Source organism: Ancylobacter dichloromethanicus (assembly GCF_018390645.1).
Lineage (GTDB): Bacteria > Pseudomonadota > Alphaproteobacteria > Rhizobiales > Xanthobacteraceae > Ancylobacter > Ancylobacter dichloromethanicus.
This window is the reverse complement of record NZ_JAHBGC010000020.1, coordinates 404544-429103: the sequence shown is the minus strand read 5'-3', so window position 1 is coordinate 429103 and position 24560 is coordinate 404544. Positions and strand designations below refer to the sequence as shown.

The window sequence follows — 24560 nt, the reverse complement described above, 5'->3', positions numbered from 1 at the left end:
CTGTGAACCGCTCGGTTTGGTGCGGCGGACGATTTACGCCGACACGCGGCAGATCAGCCACAGGGGGCGGCGGAAACCGCTAGAACACGAAGCCGGGCACGGCTTCGAAGCCCGGCAGCGTCGGCACCGCGGCGTCGAACACGACCCGCGAACCCATGCCGCCGGTGGTGTGGGTGAACACCGTCGCGCGCCCGGCGCGGCCGCGCCCGACCACCGCGACCAGCCGCCCGCCGGGCTTGAGCTGGGCCAGCAGCGATTCGGGCACCGAATCGACCGAGCCATTGACCAGGATCGCGTCATAGGGCGCCTCGTCCGGCCAGCCGGCGGGCATCGGCCCCTGCACATAGGCGGCGTTGAGCAGGCCGAGATCGACCAGCAGCGCCGAACCCTGCGCGGCAAGGTCGGCATCTTCCTCAAGCGCCACCACCTGGCCGGCCAGCTTGGCCAGCACGGCGGTGGAGTAGCCGCTCGCCGCGCCGATATCGAGCACCAGAGCATCCGGCCCGATCTCGGCGGCCTGAAGCAGCTTGGCGAGCACCATCGGTTCCATGAGGTAGCGCGCCGGCGCGCCCTCCTTCACCAGCACGTCGTCGTCGACATAGGCGAAGTTGCGCAGGCTGGCGGGCACGAAGCGCTCGCGCGGCGTCTCCAGCATGGCGGCCACGATGCGCAGGTCGGTGACGTCGTTGGCACGCACCTGGGCATCCACCATGGCGCGGCGCAGTTCGGCGAAATCGATCATTCGGCGACAACCTCGAAAGCAGACGGGCAGACCCGCGCGCGGGTCGCGCGGAAGATCGCGCGAAGGCAGGGCGCGGGCGGACGGCAGAGAATTGCGGCACGCGCGCCTCCAATGCAAGTATTCTCGGCAGCCTGTCTTGAAGATTTCCAGCCTTGCCGCCGCCGGCCGCGGCCAAGCCCGCGCAGCGCCATCCACCGCCTGCACGCCCTTATCGGCGCGGGCGCGTTGCTCATCGCCCTCACCTCTGTTATGAGGCGCGCCGGCCCCTCGGATGCCTCTGGCAACCCCGGTCGGGCCACGTGGCGGAGTGGTTACGCAGCGGACTGCAAATCCGTGCACCCCGGTTCGATTCCGGGCGTGGCCTCCAGTTCACGCGCCCGCCGCCGATCCTCGAAACAGGGCCGGCGGCGGGTGTCGTCACGCGTTTATTTCTCCTCCGGAGCGCCACCGCCCGTGGTTTGACAACGCCCCGCGATCGTCGTTGATGATCCCGCGCCCCTCCCCGCTCGCGAAGCGAGCCCGGCGCGACGCCCGATCCGGCCGGGCCCCTGTGAAAAGGATTTTCGCTGATGTTGCCACCCAAGATGGCCAACGCGCTCGCCAACATGATCAGCCCCGAAACCCGCGACACGGTTCGGCGGCTGTTCGTGATGGAGGGGCGCCGCCACTGGAAGGGCTACGCGCTGTCGTTCGTGTTCATGGCCTTCATGGCCGGGACGACCTCGGCCCTCGCCTATCTCATGGGCACCGTCATCAACCGCATCTTCGTCGAGCAGAGTTCTTCGGCCATCTGGATCCTGTCGGGGGCGGTCGTCGCGCTCTCCGTCACCAAGGGCTTCGCCGCCTATGGCCAGGCGGTGACGCTCGCCAAGGTCGGCAACCGCATCGTCGCCGACAACCAGAAGCGCGTGCTCGACCGCCTGCTGACGCAGGACGTGACCTTCTTCTCCGGCAGCCATACCGCCGAGATCATGATGCGCTTCAACACCGGCGCGCAGGCGGCGCGCAACGTGCTGAACCTCATCATCACCAGCCTCGGGCGCGACCTGCTCTCCGTCATCGGCCTCACCGCGGTGATGATCATCCAGGACCCGTTCATGGCCCTGATCGGCTTCATCGTGATGCCGATCGCGGTCGGCGGCGTGCGCGCGCTGATCCGCAAGGTGCAGAAGATCTTCAGCCGCGAGTTCCACACCTCGATCCAGATCATGACCGAGTCGATCGACTCGTTCCAGGGCATCCGCACCATCAAGTCCTTCACCATGGAGGACAGCCAGCGGGCCAAGATCTACGAGCGCATCGACCGGATGGAGAAGGCCTCGAACCGCATGATGCGGGCGCAGTCGCAGTCCGGCCCGATGATGGAGGCGCTGGGCGGCGTCTCCATCGGCCTCGTGGTCATGTATGCCGGCTGGGGCGTGCTGCATGCCGGGCGCACGCCGGGCGAGTTCTTCTCCGTCATCACCGCGCTGCTGCTCTGCTACGAGCCGGCCAAGCGGCTCGCGCGGCTCAACATCGACCTCACCACCCACCTGCTCGGGGCGCGCATGCTGTTCTCCCTGCTCGACCGTCCGGCCGTGGAGCAGGACCCGCCGGGCACGCCGGAACTCGCCGTCGACGGCGGGCGGATCGTGTTCGACGACGTGACCTTCAGCTATCGCGAGAGCGAGCCGGTGCTGCGCGGCCTCAGCTTCATCGCCGAGCCCGGCCAGACCACGGCGCTGGTCGGCCCCTCGGGCGGCGGCAAGAGCACGGTGATGAACCTGCTGGAGCGCTTCTACGACCTCGATTCCGGCACCATCACCATCGACGGCCAGAACATCGACCAGGTCACCCGCAAGTCGCTGCGCCAGTCCATCGGCTTCGTCAGCCAGGACGTGTTCCTGTTCACCGGCACGGTGCGCGAGAACATCGCCGCCGGGCGCCCGGGGGCCACCGATGAAGAGATCATCGCCGCCGCCAGGGCCGCCCATGCGCATGACTTCATCATGGGCTTCGAGGGCGGCTATGGCAGCCGCGTCGGCGAGCGCGGCACCCAGCTCTCCGGCGGCCAGCGCCAGCGCATCGCCATCGCCCGCGCCTTCCTGAAGGACGCGCCGGTCCTGCTGCTCGACGAGGCCACCGCCGCGCTCGACAGCGAATCCGAGGCCGAGGTGCAGAAGGCGCTGCAGGAACTGCAGGCCAACCGCACCACGCTGGTCATCGCCCACCGGCTGCAGACCGTGATCAATGCCGACCGGATCTGCGTCATCGAGAAGGGCCGCGTGGTCGAAAGCGGGCGCCATGAGGAGCTCGTGGCCCAGCGCGGGCGCTATTTCACCTTCCACCAGCTGCAGTTCGCCGGGCAGCAGGAAAGGCTCAGCGCCTGAAGGATATCCACATGCCTGCGGGATCGGGCTTCACAAACCGGTCCTGCATTGCTATATCGCCGCCTCCGAGACGCCACGGCGTCCCCGGTCCCTGATAGCTCAGTTGGTAGAGCGTTCGACTGTTAATCGAATGGTCGCAGGTTCGAGTCCTGCTCAGGGAGCCACCCCCCATTTCCGGGGCGGCTCAGCTTTTCCCAGATCACTCTCCTGCCCCTTGAAATTGCTGGCTAATTTAGCTTCCAGCATCTGCTCGCGGTCCCGGCCAGGGCAGCCAGAGCCACCCCATCCCGCGAATTTGTTGGCCTTGTTGTTGGCCTGCAGCCCGTGTTTTCGTGATCCCAGCGATCAGCAGGGATGGCGAACATGGCCTTGTCAGATGCAGCGTGCCGGACGGCCAAGGGCCGGGAGGGCGAATACAAACTTTCCGATGGTGGCGGCCTCTATCTCTTCGCCAACGGCGCCCGGGTCTGGCAGCAGGCCAATCTGCCACCTCCGGCTTCATGAAACACCCAATCGCGGTGTCCACGAAACCGGCAGCAGGCCAAGACGTATAAGCCCGGTGGGCGTTCGCCGGGCGGCGCGGTCTTCCCCACGTCCAACCCCGTCAACTCTGCCTGCGCCGCCGCCTTACGCGCGCTTTATGCGCTCCCTCACAATCCATCTATTCGCTTTATGCGCTTGAGGCGTAGCTCCGAGGAAGTTTGAAACGGAGTTCGTCATGCTCACCGACCTCGCCTTCCTTGCAGGAGGGCTCGCGCTCTTCGCCATAGCGTCCGCCGCTATCCATGCCGCAGACAGGCTCTGAGGGGGCACAAATGTCCTTCGACATCGCCCTCGGCCTGGCAACGGCCATTTCCCTCTTCGCCTATCTACTGCTGGCGCTGCTGCGCCCTGAACTGTTCTAGGAGCGCGCGCCATGGACGCCGACCTCCTCTCGTTCGCTCTCTTCGCCGCGCTGCTCGTCGCCATTGCCGTGCCACTCGGCGCTTATATGGCGGCGACCTTCGCCGGTGAGGTGCGCTTCCTCGCCCCCGTCGAGCGTGCGCTCATCTCCGCCGCCGGCCCGGCCGCCCGCAGCGAACAGCGCTGGACCAGCTACGCGCTTGCCCTGCTGGCGTTCAACGCGGCGGGCTTCACCGTGCTGTTCCTGATCCTGGTATTTCAGGACTGGCTGCCGCTGAACCCGCAGGGCTTTGCCGGCCTTTCCGCGCCGCTCGCCTTCAACAGCGCCCTGTCATTCGTGACGAATACCAACTGGCAGTCCTATGGCGGCGAGACGACGCTCTCCAATTTCAGCCAGATGGTGGGGCTGACGACGCAGAATTTCGTCTCCGCCGCCAGCGGGATGGCGGTCGCCGCCGCCGTGGCGCGCGGGCTCGCCGCCCGTCAGGGCAGGTCGCTCGGCAATTTCTGGGTCGATCTCACCCGCTCGACCCTCTACATCCTGCTGCCCGGTGCGCTGCTGCTGGCACTCTTCTTCGTCCTGTCCGGCATGCCGCAGACACTCGCCGCCTCCCTGGACGCGACGACGCTGGAGGGCGCGCGGCAGACCATCGCCCTCGGCCCGGTGGCGAGTCAGGTCGCCATCAAGCAGCTCGGCACCAATGGCGGCGGCTTCTTCAATGTGAACTCCGCCCATCCGTTCGAGAACCCGACGGCGCTCTCCAACTTGGTCTCGACCCTCGCCATTCTCGCCATCCCCGCCGCTTTCTGCTTCACCTATGGCCGCATGGTCGGCGACCGGCGGCAGGGGCGCGCGCTGTTCGCCGCCATGGCGCTGCTGTTCGTCCTGGGCTTTGCGGCGATCTATGCTGCCGAACAGGCCGGCAATCCGCTGCAGGCCGGGCTGGTCGAGGCCGGCGCGGGCAATATGGAGGGCAAGGAGGTCCGCTTCGGCATTCTCGGCTCCACCCTGTGGGCGGCGGCGACGACGGCGGCGTCGAACGGCTCGGTAAATGCCATGCATGACAGCTTCACCCCGCTCGGCGGGCTGGTGGCGATGCTGAACATCCAGCTCGGCGAAGTGGTGTTCGGCGGGGTCGGCGTCGGTCTCACCGGCATGCTGCTCTTCGTCATCCTCGCCGTGTTCCTCGCCGGGCTGATGGTTGGCCGCACGCCGGAATATCTCGGCAAGAAGATCGAGGCGCGCGAGGTCAAGCTCGCCGCGCTCACCCTCTTCATCATGCCGCTCGGCGTGCTCGTCTTCGCCGCGCTCGCCATAGCCGCCGGAACAGCCCAGACCTCCGTGCAGGATGCCGGGCCGCATGGGCTGTCCGAACTGCTCTACGCCTACTCCTCCGCCACCGGAAACAACGGTTCGGCCTTCGCCGGCTTCTCCGCCAACACGGCGTGGCACGACACGTTTCTCGGCATCGCGATGATGCTCGGCCGCTTCGGCTACATCATCCCCATCCTCGCCATCGCCGGCAGCCTGGCGGCGAAGAGGACCGCGCCGCCGACGGCCGGCACCTTCCCCACCCACGGGCCGCTGTTCGTGGCGCTGCTGATCGCGACCATCCTCATTATCGGCGCGCTCACCTTCCTGCCTGTCCTCGCCCTCGGCCCGCTGGCGGAGCATGTCTCCCTGCTGGCCGGCCGCACCTTCTGACGTCAGCCGAGACAACGGCCATGAACAAGCATTCCTCCCCCTCCCTCGGCCTTTTCGCGCCCGAGATTCTCGGCCCCGCGATGATGCAGGCCTTCCGCAAGCTCGATCCGCGCAGCCTCGCGCGCAATCCGGTCATCTTCTCCACGGCGGTGGTGAGCCTCGTCGCCACCGTGCTCGCCTTGCGCGAGGCGCTGGCGGCGGGACCCAACGCCGTCGTCGGGCTACAGATCGCGCTGTGGCTGTGGTTCACCGTGCTGTTCGCCAATTTCGCCGAGGCGGTGGCGGAAGGGCGCGGCAAGGCACGGGCGGATGCGTTCCGCGCCACCAAATCCTCCGCCAGGGCCAAGGTGCTGATCATTCCCGGCGACCACACCGCCTACCGCTCGCGCGACATCGAGAGCGTCGAGGTCGGCGAATTGATCCTGGTGGAGGCGGGCGACACGATCCCCACCGATGGCGAGGTGGTGGAAGGCGCCGCCTCGGTAGATGAAAGCGCCATCACCGGCGAGAGCGCAGCGGTGATCCGCGAATCCGGCGGCGACCGTTCCTCCGTTACCGGCGGCACGCGGCTGGTGTCCGACTGGCTGGTGGTGCGCGTCACCGCCAAGCCGGGCGAGACCTTCCTCGACCGCATGATCGCGCTGGTCGAAGGCGCCCGCCGCCAGAAGACGCCGAACGAAATCGCGCTCGACATCCTGCTCGCGGCGCTGACGCTGGTGTTCCTGCTGGTGGTGGTGACGCTGCCGGTCTTCGCGTCCTGGTCCGGCACCACCATCCCGGTGATCTATCTCGTCGCGCTGTTCGTCACCCTCATTCCCACCACCATCGGCGGCCTGCTCTCGGCCATCGGCATTGCCGGCATGGAGCGGCTGGTGAAGGCGAATGTCGTCGCAAAATCCGGCCGGGCGGTGGAGGCGGCGGGTGATATCGACGTGCTGCTGCTCGACAAGACCGGGACCATCACCTTCGGCAACCGCATGGCCGACGCGTTCGAGCCGGCGCCGGGCATCACCGACCAGGAACTGGCGGAGGCCGCGCTGCTCGCCTCGCTGGCCGACGACACGCCGGAAGGCAAGTCCATTGTCGACCTCGCCCGCCGCCGCTACGGGCTGAGCGGGACCGCGGACCCTCGCGCGGTCTTCGTGCCGTTCAGCGCCCACACCCGCATGTCGGGCGTCGATCTTCCCGAAGGCACCTCCATCCGCAAGGGTGCCTCCGACGCCATGGCCGTGCTGTCCGGCGCGCCGCTGAGCCACGCCGTGGACCAGATCGTCAAGCGTATCGGCGCCAGCGGTGGCACGCCGCTGGTGGTGGCACGCGACCGGCGCGTGCTCGGCGTCATCCACCTCAAGGACGTGGTGAAGCCCGCCATCCGCGAGCGCTTCGCCGAGCTGCGGCGCATGGGCATCCGCACGGTGATGATCACCGGCGACAACCCGCTCACCGCCGCCGCCATCGCCGCCGAGGCCGGGGTCGACGACTTCCTCGCCGAGGCGACGCCGGAGAAGAAGCTGGAGCTGATCCGCCGTGAGCAGGCCGAAGGCCGGCTGGTCGCCATGTGTGGCGACGGCTCCAACGATGCCCCCGCGCTGGCGCAGGCCGATGTCGGCGTCGCCATGAACACCGGCACCCCCGCCGCCAAGGAGGCGGGCAACCTCATCGACCTCGACAGCGACCCGACCAAGCTCATCGAGATCGTGTTGGTCGGCAAGCAGCTGCTCATCTCGCGCGGCGCGCTCACCACCTTCTCGGTCGCCAACGATGTCGCGAAATACTTCGCCATACTGCCCGCGCTGTTCGTCGCGGCCTATCCCGGCCTCGGCGTGCTGGATGTGATGGGGCTGGGAAGCCCGCAATCGGCGATCCTGTCCGCCGTCATCTTCAACGCGCTGGTCATCGTCGCGCTCATCCCCATCGCGCTGAAGGGGGTGGCCTACACGCCGGCTTCCGCCTCCGCCCTGCTGGGGCGCAACCTGCTGGTCTATGGGCTCGGCGGGCTCATCGTTCCCTTCCTCGGCATCAAGGCCATCGACCTTGTCGTCGACCTGCTGCATCTCGCCTGAGAGGACCCGGATATGATCAGCACACTTCGCCCCGCGCTGGTTCTGCTCGCGCTGTTCACCGCGCTGACCGGCCTCGCCTATCCACTCGCGGTCACCGGCCTCGCGCAACTCGCCCTGCCCGAAGCCGCCAATGGCTCGCCGGTGGTGGTCGGGGGCCGGGTGGTGGGCTCATCGCTCATCGGCCAGTCCTTCACCTCGAAGCGCTATTTCCACGGCCGCCCCTCCGCCACCACCGGCGCCGATCCGGCAGACCCGGCGAAAAGCATCGAGGACCCGTATAACGCGGCCAGCTCCACCGGCTCCAATCTCGGGCCCAGCTCCGCCGCGCTCGCCGAGGCGGTAAAGGCGCGGGTCGCCGCGCTGGGCGGCGGGCCGGTGCCGGCCGATCTTGTCACCGCCTCCGCCTCGGGGCTCGATCCCGACATCTCGCCCGCGGCCGCCGCGCTTCAGGTGAGCCGCGTCGCCAGCGCCCGGGGCCTGCCCGAGGACGAGGTGCGCGCGTTGGTGAACGGCTCTACCATGGGCCGCCGCTTCGGCCTTCTCGGCGAGCCGCGAGTCAATGTGCTGGCGCTCAATCTCGCGCTGGATGCGCTGAATCGCTAACGGACCCTGCGTGACGCGATGCCCACTCCGCACGAGGAGCGCCCCGCCCCCGAAGCCTTCCTGGAGGAGGCGCGCACGGAGGCGCGCGGCCGGGGCGCGCCGGGACGACTGAAAATCTTCCTCGGCGCCTCCCCCGGCGTGGGCAAGACCTTTGCCATGTTGGAAGAGGCGCGCACGCTCCAGCTGAACGGGCTCGACGTGGTGGTGGCGCTGGTGGAAACGCACGGCCGCTCGGAGACGGCCGCGCTGCTGCGCACGCTGGAGCAGTTGCCGCGCCGTCCGGTGGAATATCGCGGCCAGGCCTTGAGCGAACTCGACCTCGACGCGCTGATCGCCCGCCGCCCCGCCCTCGCCCTCATCGACGAACTCGCCCACACCAACGCCCCCGGCTCGCGCCATCCCAAGCGCTGGCAGGACGTGCTGGAGGTTCTCGACGCCGGCATCGACGTGACGACGACGCTCAACATCCAGCACATCGAGAGTCTCAACGACATCGTCTCGCGCATCACCGGGGTGCGCGTGATGGAAACCGTGCCCGACCATGTACTGCAGCGCGCAGACGGCATCGAGCTGATCGACCTGCCACCCGAAGAGCTCATCAAGCGGCTTAGGGACGGCAAGGTCTATGTGCCGCAGCAGGTCGGGCGGGCACTGGAAAACTTCTTCTCGCGCGGCAACCTCACCGCCCTGCGCGAACTCGCCCTGCGCACCGCCGCGAGCCGGGTGGACGCGGAAATGCTGGCCTATATGCGGGCGAACGCCGTCAAGGGGCCGTGGCCGACGGACGAGCGCCTGCTGGTGTGCGTCAACGAGGCGCCGGTGGCGAAGGCGTTGATCCGTGCCGGCCGGCGCATGGCGGACCGGGCGCGCCTGCCCTGGATCGTCGCCACCGTCGTCACCCCGCGCCACGAGACCCTGCCAGCGGAAGCGCGCGCCGCGACGCTCGACGCGCTGCGCCTTGCCGAGACTCTCGGCGCGGAAACCGCGACGCTGCATGCCGAATCCGACGCCGTCGCCGAGCTGCTGCGCTTCGCCCGCAGCCGCAACGTCTCGCGCCTCGTCATCGGCCGCCCGCGCGGCCACGGCACCTGGTGGCGCACGGCGGCGGGGCTGCTGCGCGAGCCGGTAGCCGACCGACTGCTCGACGCGGCGACGGATTTCGAGGTCACCGTCGTCACCGATCCGAAGCCCGCCCATCGCCGCCACGCCGCCCGCTGGCCGCGCGTGGCAGCGGACTGGCGCGGCTATGTCGCGGCGACAGTGGCCGTGGCGGCGGCGAGCCTGCTCGCCTGGCCGGTCGGCGTGTGGGACGCCATTCCCGGCGGCGCCGTCTCCGCCATCTATCTCACCGCCGTGCTCGTCGTAGGGGCGAATTACGGGCTCGGCCCGTCCATGGCCGCCGCCGCGCTCGGCTCCCTCGCTTATAATCTGCTCTACACCGAGCCCTATTACACACTCGCCGTCTCCAACCCCGAGGATATCGTCTCCATCCTCGTCTTCCTCGTCGGCGCGGTGTTCACCGGAACGCTCGCCAGCCGGCTGAAGGCGCAGGTGGAAAGCATGCGGCTGGCACAGCGCCGCACCGAGACGCTGTACGATTTCGCCCGCAAGATCGCCTCAGCCGGCAAAGCGGACGACGTGCTGTGGGCGGGCGCCTACCACATCGCCGCTACGCTCGACTGCCAGTCGCTCATCCTCATGCCCGGCCCGTCCGGCACGCTGGAACAGGTGCAGGGCCATCCCACCATCGAGGAACTCGATGCTCGCGCCGAGGGTGCGGCCCGCTGGGCGTTCGAGCGCAACGATCCCGCCGGCGCGGGCACCGCCACCCTGCCGATGAGCGAGTGGCTGTTCGTGCCGCTCGCCGCCGGGGCGACGACCTTCGGCGTCATTGGCGTGCGCTTTCGCAACCGCAGCCGCAGCCTCGATCCCGAGACCCGCCGTCTGCTGCTGGCGGTGGAAGACCAGGTCGCGGTGGCGGTGGAGCGGGTGCGCCTCGCCGAGGAACTGGCGGATGCCCGCGTCTCCGGCGAGAGCGAGCGGCTGCGCGGGGCGCTGCTCAACTCGGTGAGCCACGATCTGCGCACCCCGCTCGCCACCGTCATCGGCACGGTCTCCGCGCTGGCCGAGGACCCGGACGGGCTTTCCCGCGCCGACCGGCGGGAACTCGCCGGCACCGCGCTCGACGAGGCGCGCCGGCTCGACCGCTACGTGCAGAACCTGCTCGACATGACCCGCCTCGGCCATGGCGCGCTCACGCCCCGCCGCGCGCCGGTGGAACTGGCGGAAATCGTCGGCCGGGTGCGCACCGACCTCGCCCGGTCGCTTGCCGGCCATCATCTCGACATCGCCCTGCCGCGCGATCTGCCCATGCTGGATGTCGACCCGGTGCTGATCGGCCAGGCGCTGACCAATGTGATCGAGAACGCCGCCAAATACGCGCCGCCCGACACCGCCATCACCGTTTCGGCCCATGCCGAAGGGCCGGAGGCGCTGGTCGCGATCAGCGATGAAGGCCCCGGCATTCCCGACAGCGAGCGGGAGAAAGTGTTCGACCTGTTCCACCGCGTCACCGAAGGCGACGGGCGCCCCGCCGGCACCGGGCTCGGACTTGCCATCGTGCGCGGTCTGGTGGAGGCTCACGGCGGCACGGCCCGCGCGCTGCCCGGGCCGAACGGACGCGGCACGACCATCGCGCTGCGCCTGCCCCTCGCCACGGCGCCCACCGACGACGGCACATGACCGAGCCTGACACGCCCCCTGCCCGCATTCTCGTGGTGGAAGACGACGCGCCGATCCGCCGCTTTCTGCGCATCGCGCTCGGCAGCGGCGGCTATGACATCACCGAGGCGGAGCGCGGCCGGCAGGGCATCGAACTCGCCGCCACCTCGGCGCCGGACTGCATCGTGCTCGATCTCGGCCTGCCGGACATGGACGGCAAGGCGGTGATCGCCGCCATACGCGAATGGTCGCGCGTGCCGATCCTCGTCCTGTCCGTACGCGATCAGGAAACCGAGAAGATCGCGGCGCTGGACGCGGGCGCCGACGACTACGTCACCAAGCCCTTCGCGGTGGGCGAATTGCTGGCGCGGTTGCGGGCGCTGTTGCGCTCACGGCTCGACCGCGTCAGCGAGCCGGCCGAGCACACGCTGGGCCCGCTCAGCATCAATCTCGCCAGCCGCACGGTGCGCGTGGAGGGGCGCGAGGTGAAGCTCACCCGCAAGGAGTTCGACGTGCTCGCCCTGCTCGCCCGCCACCCCGGCCGCCTCATCGCCCACGGCCAGTTCCTCGCCACGGTGTGGGGCCCGGCGCACGCCGACGACACGCATTATCTGCGCATCGCCATCGGCCACATCCGCGACAAGCTGGGAGACGATGCCGCCAACCCGCGCTTCATCATCACCGAGCCCGGTGTCGGCTACCGGCTGCGGGAAGGATGATCGAGCCAGCAATGAACTGGCATGTCATGCATGCCGGATCGTGGCCGGTGCGCGAAAGTCAGGTTTCAAGCGCCGCGCTGGCGTCAGTAAGTGGCGCGGAGCGGCTCCTTGCGAGCACCGTGCCAAGCAGTGACGCCGACTGCATCGCGACGTTGCAGCCGCGCCCATCGCGCGACATCCCGGCGGATGCGCCGCAGTTCAGGCCACGGGAAACGCCGCCCCTCCGCGCCCTCAGCCCCGACGGCGGGCGGACGCCGCAGCCTCTTGATGTCGTGTGACGGAGTAGCCGATGGCGCGATCCACGTCGTCCCACCGCTGCTGATGTGCGCGCCGCTCTGCAGCGACTTCTTCGCGCTGTGAGCAGAGCGACGGCCGATCGGCCGCAGGGAGCCGATGCGCATTGACGACGGTAGCGACGTGCCGCTCAAGGCCGTGATTCCGGGCCTGCGAAGGCCGAATCCCTCGCCCGCCCCTGCCCGCAACTCCCCAAACCGAAACTGAAACCGCCGATATGACCGGGAGACGCAGGCCCTTGCCGGCGCCTCCCGGGCCGGCAGCCGCCGGCTCATTCTCCCGAACGCGGCGTCTGGATCACCGGCGGCGCGTTGCAGGGCGCGGTGACGCAGCTCGGGAACGGGTTGTCCTGCCGGATCGCCGGCGGCGGCTGCGGCGCCGGCTCATAGGTGGCGGGCGGCGGGCCGGCGCGCCTGGGCGCGGGCGTCGTCGCCCCGGGATTGCGCAGCGCCGGATTGCCGGGATACTGGGCCTGCGCGACGCCGGGAAACGCCGCGAGCACCAGGGCGACAAGGACGGAAGGCAGTTTGACGGGCAGGATAGCAGGCAGCGTGGCAGGCATGGCGAACTCCGGTATCGGTCGGGACGGGCCCCTGAAGACAACGCCGCTGTCGCCTCCTGGATCGCCGCTCGGCCATACTCTGCTTTAAATGAAAATCCCGGGCACCGCCCGGCAATTCCCGTTTACCGGCGACGCACGGCCCGCGGGGCCGCCCGCCGCCCCCCTTGCCCTTCCGCAACGGTCGCGTGCTATCGGTCGCGGTGCGGCGAACCGCGCCGCGTCCCGCCGGACCCGAACGCCAGCTGCGAGATGACATTGGCCATCACCTCTCCCCTGCCGGCGCTTCTCGCCGCTGCCGCGCCACGTGTGGCGCTGCGTGCGATGCTGCTTGCGGCGCTGTTCGCCGGCGCCATCACCGCCGGCGCCGCCGACGACCTGCCGGCCCACCTCGCCGACCCCGCCCAGCAGGCGATCCAGACTCTGGACTATGCCAACACCCGCTATTCGCGCCTCGACCAGATCGACGCGGCCAATGTCGGCCGGCTCAAGGTGGCGTGGACCTTCTCCACCGGCGCGCTGCGCGGCCATGAAGGCAGCCCGCTGGTGGTGGACGGGGTGATGTATGTCCACGCCCCCTTTCCCAACGCCGTCTACGCCCTCGACCTCGACCATGACGGGCGCATGCTGTGGAAATACCAGCCCCGGCAGAGCGCCGACACCGCCGCCATCATGTGCTGCGATCTGGTCAATCGCGGCCTCGCCTATGCCGACGGCATGGTCTTCCTCGCCCAGGCCGACACCCATGTCGTGGCGCTGGACGCCAGGACCGGCGCGGTACGCTGGAGGGTGGCCAATGGCGACCCGCGCAAGGGTGAATCCAACACCGCCACCGTGATGCCGGTGAAGGACAAGCTGATCGTCGGCATCGCCGGGGCGGAGTTCGGGGTGCGCGGGCACATCAGCGCCTATCGCATCAAGGACGGCACGCTGGCCTGGCGGGCCTATTCCACCGGGCCGGACGCCGACATGCGGGTCGATCCGGACCGGACCACCGAACTCGGCCGCCCGGTCGGTGCGGATTCCTCGCTGAAGAGTTGGCAGGGCGACCAGTGGCAGGTCGGCGGCGGCGCGCCCTGGGGCTGGTTCGCCTACGACCCGGCGCTCAACCTCATCTATTACGGCACCGCCAATCCCGGCACCTGGAATCCCTCGCAGCGGCCCGGCGACAACAGATGGTCGAACGCCATCTTCGCCCGCGATGCCGACACCGGCATGGCGCGCTGGGTCTACCAGATGACCCCGCATGACGAGTGGGACTATGACGGCGTCAACGAGATGATCCTCACCGATCAGGTCGTCGACGGCCGCACGCGCCCGCTCCTCACCCATTTCGACCGCAACGGCTTCGCCTACACGCTCGACCGGGCGACCGGCGACCTCATCGTGGCGGAAAAGTTCGAGCCGGACACCAACTGGTCCAGCGGCATCGACATGGACCGGGCGAGCCCGGGCTTCGGCCGTCCGGTCCGCGACCCGAAATACGGAACCGAGGCGGAAGGCGAGGACGTCACCTATTCCGGCATCTGCCCCGCCGCCATCGGCGCCAAGAACCAGCAGCCGGCGGCGTTCTCGCCGCAGACCCAGCTTTTCTACGTGCCGGTCAGCACGCTGTGCATGGATTATGAGCCGTTCCACGTCGAATACGCCGTCGGCCAGCCCTATGTCGGCGCCACGCTGGCCATGTACCCGTCGCCCGGCAGCGATGGGCGGACGGGTCGCTTCATCGCCTGGGACAATCGCGAAGGGCGCGCCGTCTGGTCGCTGCCGGAGACCTTCTCGGTCTGGTCCGGGGCGCTGGCCACCGCGGGCGGGGTGGTGTTCTACGGCACGCTGGAGGGATGGCTGAAGGCGGTGGACGCGCGCACGGGCAAGGAACTGTACCGCTTCAAGACGCCCTCCGGCATCGTCGGCAATGTGATGACCTACGCTCATCGCGGCCGGCAATATGTCGCGGTGCTGTCCGGCGTCGGCGGCTGGGCGGGGATCGGCCTCGCCGCCGGGCTCACCGACCCCAATGCCGGCTCCGGCGCCGGGGATGCCTATGCGGCGCTGTCGCGCTATACCGCGCTCGGCGGCCAGCTCACCGTGTTCGCGCTGCCGGAAGGGCCTTAATCACCGGGCGGCGACGTGCCATTCTCGCGGCGGCGCGCCGGTGCGGCGCCGGGAGCACAAGCGGGAGACGGCGACCTCCGATGGATATCTTTCACTGGGTGGCGGTCGTTCTCTCGACCATGCTCGGGCTCGGCATCGCCCGTATTCTCTCGGGCTTCGCCATCGCCTTCAAGTCACGCCGGCAGGTGGCCCTCGACTGGCTGCCGCTGGTTGTGGCGGCCATCGTGCTGGGCGAAATCCTGCAATTCTGGTGGGCGCTGGCCGAGCTGGCGCCGCGCGCCTCCTGGACGCTGGCGGACTTCACCTTCCTCGTCGGCCTGGCCATGGTGCTGTTCCTCGCCGCCGCGCTCATCGTGCCGACCGACACCCCGATCACCGAGCCGGCCGCCGCGTTCGAGCAAGACGGGCGCTGGGCGCTGCTGCTGCTGGCCGCCTATCACCTGCTGGCCATCCTCGCCAATGCGTGGTTCTGGGGTATCGCGCTGACGTCACCCTTCAATGCGATGATCGGCGCCGCCGCCCTGTTCAGTGCGATCGCCGCGCTGGCGCGGCGGCGCACCGTGCAGGCCGGTGCCGTCCTGTGCTACTGCGCCATAGCGGTCGCCAGCGTGCTGGAACTCTCGCCCCTCCGCTATTGAGCACGACCAAAGATCAAACGCATGCGAACTTGCCCGCCTCTGCTCGAAATTCCATAGTCGCCGGACGGATTCTCTCGTCGGCGGCCACGCCGGGCGGCGGGCCTCGTGTCTCTTCCCGGCGGGAGCCGTCGCCGCCTCCGTCCTCCTCAGGGCCTCTCCATGCCGCGCAAGCCGTCAAACATCCTCTATTCGGCCGATGAGAAGCCGCCGCTCGGCACGCTGGTCATTCTCGGCGTGCAGCACGCGACCCTTGCGCTGCTGTTCCTCGTCTATCCCCTGGTGGCGGCGGCCGAGGCCGGCCTGTCCTTCGACGACACGCAGGTGCTGATAACGAGCTGCATCATCTTCATGGGCATCGCCACCATCATCGAGTGCTGGCCGAAATTCGGCGCCGGCATGCTGCTGGTGCAGATCCCGAACACGCCGCATCTGCCACTGGCGGTTCAGTCGCTGTCGGCCGGCGGCCCGGCGCTCTACGCCACGATGAGCCTGATCGCGGCGGTCTCGCAGCTCTCGCTGACCCGGTTCATGGGCGCGCTGCGCGCGGTGTTCCCGCCGGAGATCTGCGGTGTCGCGGTTACCATGCTGGGCGTGGCGCTGGCGGAGCCGTCACTGCGGCGCTTCTTCGGCCTCACCGAGGTGGCACAGGGCGCGCTCGACGGGCGCTACCCCTTCGTCAGCCTCGTCTCGCTCGTCATCATCATCGTGTTCGCCATCTTCTCGCGCGGCCTGCTTCGCCTGTTCGCCGTGGCCATCGGCGCCGCGGTGGGCTGGGTGTTGGCCGCCTATCTCGGCGTGGCGCCGGCGCCGGCGGCGACCTTCGAGACCCTGCGCTATGTCGACCTGCCGCGCATCGGCTGGCCGGGGATGACCCTCTCCTGGGCGCTCGTGCCCGCGGCCATCATCACCGGCATCATCTCCGCCGTCGACATGCTCGGCACCGTCGTCTCCATGCAGCGCATGGACGATGCCGACTGGCGCCGCGCCGACATGAATCAGGCCGGCCGGGCGATCCGCGCCAACACGGTCGCGGACATGGGCGCGGCGGTGACCGGCGGCTTCGCCAGCGCCTCCTCCTCGGCCGCCATCGGCGTCGCCTTCGCCACCGGCGCCACCGCCTGGCGGATCGGCACCATCGCCGGGCTGGTCATCCTCGCCGCCGCCTTCTCCCCCAAGCTCATCGGCGCGATCACGCTCATTCCGGCGCCGGTCGTCGGGGCGATTCTCGTCTATGCCTCCGCCTTCCTCATCGTCGCCGGCATGGACCTCATCCTCTCGCGGCGCCTGAGCGACCGGCGCATCTTCACCGTCGGCCTCGCCGTTCTCGCCGGCCTCACCGTGGCCATCCTGCCCGAGCTGGTGACCAGCACCCCGGACTGGATGCAGCCCGTGCTCGAATCGCCGCTCTCGGTCTCGACCGGCGTGGCGGTGGGGCTGAACCTGTTCTTCCGCATCGGCATCCGGCAGGAGGCCTCGCGCACCGTCACGACGCTGGAGAATCCCTTCACCGTGGCGACGGAGTTCCTGGAGCATCAGGGCGACCTGTGGGGGGCGCGCCGCGATGTCGTCGCCGCCGCCATCCCGGTGGTCGCCGAGGGCGTGGAAATGCTGCTGGACACCGAGGTGGCGCAGGGCTCGCTGGAAATGCGGGCGCATTTCGACGAGAACAATTTCGATGTCAGCCTGATCTACGAGGGCGAGCCGATCGCCATCCCGACGCAGCGTCCCTCGCCGGAGGACCTGCTCGGCGACGCGCAGGCGGTGGCACGCTTCGTCGGCTACATGCTGAGCAAGCGCGCCGACAAGCTGATCCTCGGCAAGGATGGCACGCGGCAGAAGCTCACCCTGCGCTTCGAGCACTGACCGGCGCCGCGCCGGATGCCGCCACCGGCCGCCCGACACCGGCCACGGCGGCGCGCCGGCGCGGCTGCGTTTTCATGCGCTTGCACGCCCCCGGCTTTGCCGATACTCCTGCTTCACCTGCGCGCAGACGGGCTGGCAGGCGCTCGCGGGCGCGGCCACCGCCGCACTGCGCCGCCGAAACCGATTTCTGGAGCCAGGCCTTGATACATATCGACCGCATCGTCGAGGGCACCATCGTTGTCACCGCCGTCAAGGGCCGGCTCGACAGCAGTTCTTCGCCGAAGCTGGAGGAGTTCCTCGCCGGCGCGCCGAACGAGGGCACGATCCTGCTCGATTTCGCCGAACTGACCTATATCAGCTCCGCCGGCTTGCGCGTGGTGCTGAAGGCCACCAAGCTGGTGCGCGGCGCCGGCGGCACGCTCGCGGTGTGCGGCCTGGTCCCGCAGGTGCACGAGGTGTTCGACGTCAGCGGCTTTTCCTCGCTCATCCCGATCCATACCAGTCGCGAGGCCGCCCTCGCCACCATGACCTGACAATTCCGGCGGAGGTGGCGGAGCGGGCAATGACCGACATCGAGTTCGATCTCCGCCTGCCCAACGATGTCACGCAGCTCGATAGGCTCAGCACGCGGATCGAGGCCTACGCGCGGGCCGCCGGCATTGCCGCCAAGCCGGCCTACCGGCTCCAGCTCGCGGTGGACGAGTTCTTCAACAACGCGGTCGATTACGGCTACCCCGACGGGCGGGCCGGCGAGATCGCCATCCATGTGCGGCGGGCGGGCGACCGGCTGGAACTGGTGTTCAGCGACGATGGCGACCCGTTCGACCCCTTCGCCGCGCCGGCGCCCGATCTTGCCGGCACGGTGGAGGAGCGCCCGATAGGCGGGCTCGGCGTCCACCTCGTGCGCACCTTGTGCGACAGCTTCGCCTATGCGCGCGAAGGCAATCGCAACGTGAAGCGCCTCACCTTCTCGCTGGCCGCGTGACGATTGCCGCCTGAAGGAATCCGCGAGAGCCTGATCCGATCAGGTTGAATCGACCTGACCGGCAAAACGTTCCCTAGGTCCCGTTCCGGGCGCGGCGTACCTGCGTCAGACCGTTGACCAGCCGCCGCGCCAGCCAGACGATCCGCTCGAACAGCACCGTCATGCGGAACAGCGCGTTCTGCTCCTCCGCCGACAGGTCATTCTGCGACGACAGCCGCTGGCGCAGATCCTCCATCAGCCGGTCGCGATGGCCGAGCAGGCCCAGCACCAGCTCCGGCTCCTCGGCGCCGAGACTCTCGGCATGGTCGGCGACCGCGCCGAGCAGCAGGTGCAGCGCCTCGTTGAGCCGCTGCGCGGTGGGCACCGCGCGGGCGGCCGCCGCCTCATGGGCATAGTCGGCCAGCGCCTCATGCAGCGCCCCGGTATTGTTCGCGGCATCGTCGAGCAGCAGCGCCACCGCCACCTGGTCGCGCGACAGCCGGGCGTCCAGCAGCGAGGCGAGATAGGCGCGGATCGCCTCGGTCAGCGCCGCCCCGGCGGCACGCAGCACCGCCGCCGGCGGCGCCGAGACATCGCCCTCCTCGCGCACATGCTCGACCATCTGCGGCAGGCGGGCGCCGAGCCGCGCCACCTCGCGCATCGACAGGTCGAGCGCCGCTTCGGTGTCACCCAGCGCCTCGCGCAGCAGGAAGGCGGGCTGGGAGAGCGTCTCCACCGCGTTCATCGGCAGCAGCCGGGCCACGGCGCGGCGGGTCGGCCCTTCAAGCAGGGCGGACGTCAACGCGCCGCCGATCTGCGTCGCCAGGAAGATCAGCGCCAGCTCGGCGCCGACATCGCCACTCCCGTTCCGCAGCAGAGCCGCCACAAGGTCGGGCCGCAGCGCCGCGAAAACGGCAAGCGCCACCAGCAGCAGCGATCCGCCCAGCTTCTGCACCACCTGCAACGCGAACACGACCCGGCCCGGTCGCGTCTCGCCCGGTATCAGCACCGCGTTGTTGATCATTGCCGCGGCGTTGGCACCGGCGATCAGGGGCAGCGCCGAGCCGAAGTCCAGCAAGCCGCCGCCGACCGCCGCCACCGCCAGCGCCGCCGCCACCGAGGAGGACTGCGCCGCCAGCGAGAAGCCGGCGCCGATCAGCGCCAGCAGCCAGGGATTCTCCACCGCCGCGTTCCAGGCGGGGTGGCCCATCAGCGCTTCGCGCATCGGCCCCACGGCGATGGAGACGAGATGCATGCCGAACAGCAGCAGCCCGGCGCCGAGCGCCGCTTCCATCACGTTGCGCATGCGGTCGCCGCGCGCCAGGCGGAAATAGGTCATGAAGCCGACCACGCCGATGACGAGGCCGGCGGCGGTCGAGGTGTCGATGGCGACGATCAGCGGCAGCAGCGCGGTGCCGACATTCGACCAGCTCGGCGCCATCAGCGCCGGGCCGTCGGCCAGCACGCCGCCGCGCACGAAGGAGACGACGATCCACGACACCGCCGTCGAGCTCTGGGTGATCATGCCGGCGAGCGTGCCGCTGATGGCCGTTCTGACATTGCCGCGCAGCGCGCGGGCGAAGGCGGCGCGGGCCCGCCGCCCGACCAACGGCACGAGATTGGCCGAAAGGCCCCGCACGCCGATGAAGAACAGTCCCAGCCCGCTGAACATGAGCGCGATGGTTGCCATAGGCCGATTACTTTCTCGCCGGGAGATCAGGAAAACGGAGACGCACCGGCCAATATCCCGCCGGGTGGCAGAACCGGTCCGCGCGCCGTTATGGAAGCGTCACATGACGCCACGGTGACGGTCTCGCCGACGCCGCGGCGGCCTTATTCCGGCAGGCCCAGCCGTGCCTTGATCTTGCCCAGCAGGCGCGGAAGCTCGACCGGCTTGGTGTCGAAATCGTCGCATCCGGCCGCCATCGCCTGCTCGCGATCGGTGGCCATGGCGTGCGCGGTGAGCGCGATGACGGGGATGCCGGCGGTCTCCGGATTGGCCTTCACCTGCCGCGTCGCCTCCCAGCCGTCCAGCACCGGCAGGCTCATATCCATCAGGATCAGCGCCGGCTTCTCGGCGAGGGCGAGGTCCACCCCCTCCTGCCCGTTGACCGCGATCACCACCTCGAAGCCGTTGCGCGTCAGCCGCCGCGAAAGCATGTCGCGGTTCATCTCATTGTCCTCGACGAGGAGAATCTTCGTCATCGCGCCTCTCTCAGTGGCCGTGGCTGGCGATATGGGCGAGCGCGGCGCCGAGCGAACCGATCGGCTGCGCGCCCTTGTTCAGGATCAGCAGCGTGTTGCGGGCGAGGAAATCACGCTCGTCCTCGGTCAGTTCCTTGGCGGTGAGCACGACGATCGGCAGATCGGCGTATTTCGGCTGCGCCCGCACCCGGGAAAGGAAGGTGAAGCCGTCCATGACAGGCATCATCAGGTCGAGCAGCACGAGGGCGGGCAGCGGGTGGCGCTCCAGCCAGTCCAGCGCCTCCTGCCCGTTCGCCGCCTCGGCCACGGCAAGACCGGCACCCTCGATGGTGGCGCGCATGATGGCGCGCACCGGCTCGTCATCGTCGACGACGAACACCACGCCGTCCTCGTTGCCCGGCGCGAATTTGTGGATGAGGGCGATCAGCCGCTGCCGGTCGATCGGCTTGGTCATGTATTCCGACGCGCCGAGCGAATAGCCGAGGTTCCGGTCGTCGACGATGGTGAGCATGATCACCGGTATATGCGCCAGCGCCGGCTCGGACTTCATGATGCCGAGCACCGACCAGCCGTCGATCTTCGGCATCATCACGTCGAGCGTGACGATGTCGGGCGGCTCCTTGCGCATGATGTTGAGCGCTTCGACACCGTCGCGCGCGTGCCGCAGCACATAGCCTTCCTTGCCGAGCGTCGCCGAGAGCACGTCATGCACCGCCGGGTCGTCGTCGACCACCAGAACGGTGATCGCGCCCGGCTCGGCCGGCGCGCCGGGGTCGACGATCTCGGCCTCGTCCGGCTCGGCAGCCGCCACCGGCGCCTCGACGGGCAGCTCGATGGTGAAGGTCGAGCCCTTGCCGGGCTCGCTCGCCACCGAGATGGTGCCGCCCAGCATGGCGGCGAAATGCCGGGTGATGGTGAGGCCGAGGCCGGTACCGCCGAAGTTGCGGGTGGTCGAGGAATCCGCCTGGGTGAAGGCCTGGAACAGCCGGCCCATCTGCTCCTCGCTCATGCCGATGCCGCTGTCGCGGACATCGAAGCGCACCGCCTCGCTTCCGTCCGCCAGCGTGTCGCGGGCGATGCGCAGCGTCACCGTGCCGTCCTTGGTGAACTTGGCGGCGTTGCTCAGCAGGTTGATCAGGCTCTGCTTCAGCTTGGTCAGGTCGGTGCGCAGCGTGCCGACATCGATCGGGCAGTCGATCACCAGCTGGTTGGCGTTCTTCTGCATCATCGGGCCGACGATGGTCTTCACCTCCTCGACCATGCGCGAGAGGAAGACCTGCTCCAGATAGACGTCCATGCGCCCGGCCTCGATCTTGGACAGGTCGAGGATGTCGTTGATCAGCCCCAGAAGGTGCTTGCCCGCCGCCTGGATCTTGTCGAGGTCGGCCACCAGCGCGCTGTCGCCGGCGTCGGCGGCGTCCTCCGAGAGGATCTCGCTGTAGCCGATGATGGCGTTCAGCGGCGTGCGCAGTTCGTGGCTCATATTGGCCAGGAAGGCCGACTTCACCCGGCTGGCCGATTCCGCCGCCTCCTTGGCCTCGCGCAGCTGCTGCTCCATGCGCACGCGGTCGCTGATGTCGACGAAGGTGGCGATCACCGCCGGCGTGCCGCGGAAGTCCAGCCGTTCATGCGAGACCATGGTGCAGATGGTCGAGCCGTCGGCATGCGGCAGGTTGAACTCCTGTCGCTCGCTCGACGGCGTGGCGAGGATGTCCGCCAGTTCCTGCCCGCGCGCCGGGTCGTCGAACAGCTCGCCCAGCGCGCGGCCGACCAGCGCGCCGGCGCCGCGGCCGATCAGGCGGCCGAAGCAGCCATTGGAATGGCGCACCACCTTGTGGGTCAGGTCCATGATGACGAGGCCGATCGGCGCCGCGGCGTCGATCGCGCGCAACTGCTCCTCGTCCTCGCGCAGCTTCATCTCGGCCAGCTTGCGCTCGGTGATGTCGGTGTAGATGGCGATGAAGCCGCCGCCCGGCACCGGGTCGCGCCGCACTTCGAGAATGGTGCCATCCGGCCTTGTGCGCTCGAAGCGGTGCGGCTTTTGGAGCTGCAGGAGGCGCTGGGCGAGCGCCGTCTCGACGTCGACCTCGCCGAACTCGCCGCGCGCGCCGAGATAGCGGATATAGTCGGAGAAGGTGTGCTCGGTGCCGAGGAACTCGTCCGGCATGTCGAGATATTCGCGGAACAGCTGGTTCCAGGTCACCAGGCGATGCTTGGCGTCGTACATGGCGACGCCCTGCGACATGTTCTCCAGCGTCGCCCGCAGCAGCGTGGCCTCGCTCACCCACTCGTCCTCGGTCATCCCTTCCCCTCGTCCCCTCAGCCCGCGCCGGGCGGGTCCAGCGTCAGCAGCAGCGCCGCCATGTCGTCGAAGGCCGGCAGGCCCGCCTCGAACGCCCGCACCCCCGCCGCGAGGCGCGGCAGCGGCGCGCTCTCCGTGCCGAGCGCGGCGAGAAAATCGCCCACCCGCGCCTCGCCATAGAGATCGCCGGCATGGTCGTGCGCCTCGGTCAGCCCGTCGGTCACCACCAGCAGCCCCTCGCCGGCCGCCATCGTCACCGTCGCGGCGCGGAAGACGAACTCCTCCACCACGCCGAGCGCCGGTCCACCGGCGGCGGTGAGCCGCGACACCGTGCCGTCGACCGCGCGCAGATAGGGCGGCACATGGCCGGCGCGCACATAGGCGAGCGTGCCGGCCGGCACATCGAGCACCGCCAGCAGCAGCGTCACGAACATGCAGGAGCCGTTGCCGCGCGCCAGCGCGTCGTTCACCAGCCCGACCGCGCGCGCCGGGTCGGAAAACAGTTCGGCCGCGTCCGGGCGGGTGCCGAGCGAGCGGAACATGGAATGGGTGCGGGCCATCATCAGCGCCGCGCCGGCGCCCTTGTCGGAGACGTCGCCGATCACCGCCACCATCTTCGAATCGCCGACGGGGAAGTAGTCGACGAGGTCGCCGCCCACCTCCTTTGCCGGCTCCAGCAGCACGTCGATGGTCAGTTGCCGCCCGCCAAAGGCCCCGGCGAAGGGGGGCGGCACAAGCGCCAATTGCAGCGTGCGCGCCTCGGTGAGTTCCGCCTGCTTGCGTTTCAGCTCGTCGCGGGTGCGGTCGCGCAGCCCCTTCTTCTCCAGCGTGGCGAGCACGCGGGCGCGCAGCAGGGTCGGGTTGAACGGCTTGAAGATGAAATCGTCGGCGCCCAGCTCGATGCAGCGCACCACCGGCTCGATCTCGTTGAGCGCGGAGACGACGATCACCGGCAACTCGTTGATGCGCCCGTCGGCGCGCAGCCGGTCGAGCACGCCGAAGCCGTCCAACTCCGGCATCATGATGTCGAGCAGCACGAGGTCGTAGGGCTTCTGGTCGATGGCGGCGAGCGCCTCGATGCCGTTGGCGGCCTCGTCGATATGGGTGAAGCCGAGCCGCTTCAGCCGGCGCATCAGCAGGTCCCGGTTTTCGGCGACATCGTCGACCACCAGAATCGACGCGTTCTGGTCCGTCATGATCCCGCTTCCACCGTCTCTCAGCTTCTCGACACCGGCCCCGACGCGGGCAAGCGCGGACTATCCACACAATGCCCCCCCTTAGCAACGCCGCCGGGCACGGCCGCACGCGACAAAAATCGCAACTTCGCCTTCGCCGGCGGCGCCCCCTATCGCGGTAGGGCGGCGCGGCGGCCGGCATGTGACGCGAGCGGGGGGCGGAAGCGAAGCGCGAGCCGGGCATGGCGGCGCGCGCCCCGGTGCCCTACATAGAGGGACGGGAGGCGCGACGTTCAGTGATGAAGACATTCCCGGCGGTTCTTCTGGCGGCGGCAACGGTCGTTGCGGCCACCGCCGCCATGGCCCAGGTTACCACGAGGCCCAATCCCACCATGCCCCAGCGACGCGATTCGGTCCGGCCCAACAGCCAGAACCTGATGCAGGGCCCGTCCTACTGGACGCCCCAGCAGCGCCGGCTCAACGTGCCCGGCGCCACCTCGAACCCCAGCCTGCGGCGCGAGACCGAGCCCTACCCGCCACCGCCCATTCCGCCTCCGGTGCGCCCGGCCGAGACGCCGGACAAATAGGCATCAGCCCGACGGCCTCCTCTCCTTCGGCAG

The 24560-nt window shown here is 69.3% G+C and carries 21 protein-coding genes and 2 tRNA genes; 17 read left to right on the top strand and 6 right to left on the bottom strand.

Annotated features, from left to right (window positions below; translation table 11 throughout):
- Window positions 1-79: 79 nt before the first annotated feature.
- Window positions 80-742 (bottom strand): protein-L-isoaspartate O-methyltransferase family protein, encoded by a 663-nt coding sequence (locus KHC23_RS10710; protein ID WP_213372288.1) that lies wholly within the window; start codon window positions 740-742, stop codon window positions 80-82.
- Between the two features lie 293 nt (window positions 743-1035).
- On the opposite strand from KHC23_RS10710, the gene KHC23_RS10705 reads away from it, so the two are divergent.
- From KHC23_RS10705 to KHC23_RS10655, 11 genes are all read left to right on the top strand, one after another.
- Window positions 1036-1109 (top strand) — tRNA-Cys (locus KHC23_RS10705).
- A gap of 202 nt (window positions 1110-1311) precedes the next feature.
- On the top strand, window positions 1312-3111 hold the full coding sequence (locus KHC23_RS10700) for an ABC transporter ATP-binding protein (RefSeq protein WP_213372286.1): 1800 nt from the start codon (window positions 1312-1314) through the stop codon (window positions 3109-3111).
- Window positions 3112-3199: 88 nt separating this feature from the next.
- Window positions 3200-3275 (top strand) — tRNA-Asn (locus KHC23_RS10695).
- 190 nt (window positions 3276-3465) lie between these two features.
- A complete protein-coding gene (locus tag KHC23_RS10690; RefSeq protein ID WP_213373256.1) occupies window positions 3466-3615 on the top strand; it encodes an Arm DNA-binding domain-containing protein in 150 nt (49 codons plus the stop codon).
- Window positions 3616-3926: 311 nt separating this feature from the next.
- Window positions 3927-4016 (top strand): potassium-transporting ATPase subunit F, encoded by a 90-nt coding sequence (locus tag KHC23_RS10685; RefSeq protein ID WP_213372284.1) that lies wholly within the window; start codon window positions 3927-3929, stop codon window positions 4014-4016.
- A gap of 11 nt (window positions 4017-4027) precedes the next feature.
- Window positions 4028-5719, top strand: a complete 1692-nt coding sequence (kdpA, locus tag KHC23_RS10680; RefSeq protein WP_213372282.1) for a potassium-transporting ATPase subunit KdpA — start codon at window positions 4028-4030, stop codon at window positions 5717-5719.
- A gap of 20 nt (window positions 5720-5739) precedes the next feature.
- Window positions 5740-7782, top strand: a complete 2043-nt coding sequence (gene kdpB / locus KHC23_RS10675; RefSeq protein WP_213372280.1) for a potassium-transporting ATPase subunit KdpB — start codon at window positions 5740-5742, stop codon at window positions 7780-7782.
- A gap of 12 nt (window positions 7783-7794) precedes the next feature.
- Window positions 7795-8385: a potassium-transporting ATPase subunit KdpC gene (gene kdpC, locus KHC23_RS10670; RefSeq protein ID WP_213372271.1), complete on the top strand. Its 591-nt coding sequence runs from the start codon at window positions 7795-7797 to the stop codon at window positions 8383-8385.
- 18 nt (window positions 8386-8403) lie between these two features.
- On the top strand, window positions 8404-11127 hold the full coding sequence (locus KHC23_RS10665; protein ID WP_213372263.1) for a sensor histidine kinase: 2724 nt from the start codon (window positions 8404-8406) through the stop codon (window positions 11125-11127).
- On the top strand, window positions 11124-11825 hold the full coding sequence (locus tag KHC23_RS10660; RefSeq protein ID WP_213372260.1) for a response regulator: 702 nt from the start codon (window positions 11124-11126) through the stop codon (window positions 11823-11825). Before KHC23_RS10665 ends, KHC23_RS10660 begins: the two co-directional genes overlap by 4 nt.
- Window positions 11826-11836: 11 nt before the next feature.
- The gene (locus KHC23_RS10655; protein WP_213372258.1) at window positions 11837-12103 is read left to right on the top strand and encodes a hypothetical protein; all 267 of its coding nucleotides are present in this window, start codon (window positions 11837-11839) and stop codon (window positions 12101-12103) included.
- Between the two features lie 287 nt (window positions 12104-12390).
- Here KHC23_RS10655 and KHC23_RS10650 read toward each other — a convergent pair whose 3' ends face one another.
- Complete coding sequence (locus KHC23_RS10650; RefSeq protein WP_246544502.1) at window positions 12391-12681, bottom strand: hypothetical protein; 291 nt, start codon at window positions 12679-12681, stop codon at window positions 12391-12393.
- Between the two features lie 321 nt (window positions 12682-13002).
- Here KHC23_RS10650 and KHC23_RS10645 point away from each other — a divergent pair, with 321 nt between their 5' ends.
- From KHC23_RS10645 to KHC23_RS10625, 5 genes are all read left to right on the top strand, one after another.
- Window positions 13003-14793, top strand: coding sequence for a methanol/ethanol family PQQ-dependent dehydrogenase (locus KHC23_RS10645; protein WP_213373207.1), 1791 nt, complete (start codon window positions 13003-13005; stop codon window positions 14791-14793).
- An 80-nt stretch (window positions 14794-14873) separates the two neighbouring features.
- Entirely contained in the window at window positions 14874-15431 is a 558-nt protein-coding gene (locus KHC23_RS10640; protein WP_213372256.1) for a hypothetical protein, read from the top strand.
- 159 nt (window positions 15432-15590) lie between these two features.
- Entirely contained in the window at window positions 15591-17294 is a 1704-nt protein-coding gene (locus tag KHC23_RS10635) for a uracil-xanthine permease family protein (RefSeq protein WP_213372254.1), read from the top strand.
- A 200-nt stretch (window positions 17295-17494) separates the two neighbouring features.
- Window positions 17495-17827, top strand: a complete 333-nt coding sequence (locus KHC23_RS10630) for an STAS domain-containing protein (protein ID WP_213372252.1) — start codon at window positions 17495-17497, stop codon at window positions 17825-17827.
- A gap of 29 nt (window positions 17828-17856) precedes the next feature.
- Entirely contained in the window at window positions 17857-18279 is a 423-nt protein-coding gene (locus tag KHC23_RS10625) for an ATP-binding protein (protein ID WP_213372250.1), read from the top strand.
- A gap of 73 nt (window positions 18280-18352) precedes the next feature.
- Here the strand turns inward: KHC23_RS10625 and KHC23_RS10620 are convergent, their stop codons facing one another.
- From KHC23_RS10620 to KHC23_RS10605, 4 genes are all read right to left on the bottom strand, one after another.
- Entirely contained in the window at window positions 18353-19948 is a 1596-nt protein-coding gene (locus tag KHC23_RS10620) for a Na/Pi cotransporter family protein (RefSeq protein ID WP_213372248.1), read from the bottom strand.
- Window positions 19949-20091: 143 nt separating this feature from the next.
- On the bottom strand, window positions 20092-20463 hold the full coding sequence (locus KHC23_RS10615) for a response regulator (protein WP_213372246.1): 372 nt from the start codon (window positions 20461-20463) through the stop codon (window positions 20092-20094).
- 10 nt (window positions 20464-20473) lie between these two features.
- Window positions 20474-22765, bottom strand: coding sequence for a response regulator (locus KHC23_RS10610; protein ID WP_213372244.1), 2292 nt, complete (start codon window positions 22763-22765; stop codon window positions 20474-20476).
- 17 nt (window positions 22766-22782) lie between these two features.
- The gene (locus tag KHC23_RS10605) at window positions 22783-23961 is read right to left on the bottom strand and encodes a PP2C family protein-serine/threonine phosphatase (RefSeq protein ID WP_213372242.1); all 1179 of its coding nucleotides are present in this window, start codon (window positions 23959-23961) and stop codon (window positions 22783-22785) included.
- Between the two features lie 278 nt (window positions 23962-24239).
- Here KHC23_RS10605 and KHC23_RS10600 point away from each other — a divergent pair, with 278 nt between their 5' ends.
- The gene (locus tag KHC23_RS10600; protein ID WP_213373206.1) at window positions 24240-24527 is read left to right on the top strand and encodes a hypothetical protein; all 288 of its coding nucleotides are present in this window, start codon (window positions 24240-24242) and stop codon (window positions 24525-24527) included.
- Window positions 24528-24560: the final 33 nt, after the last annotated feature.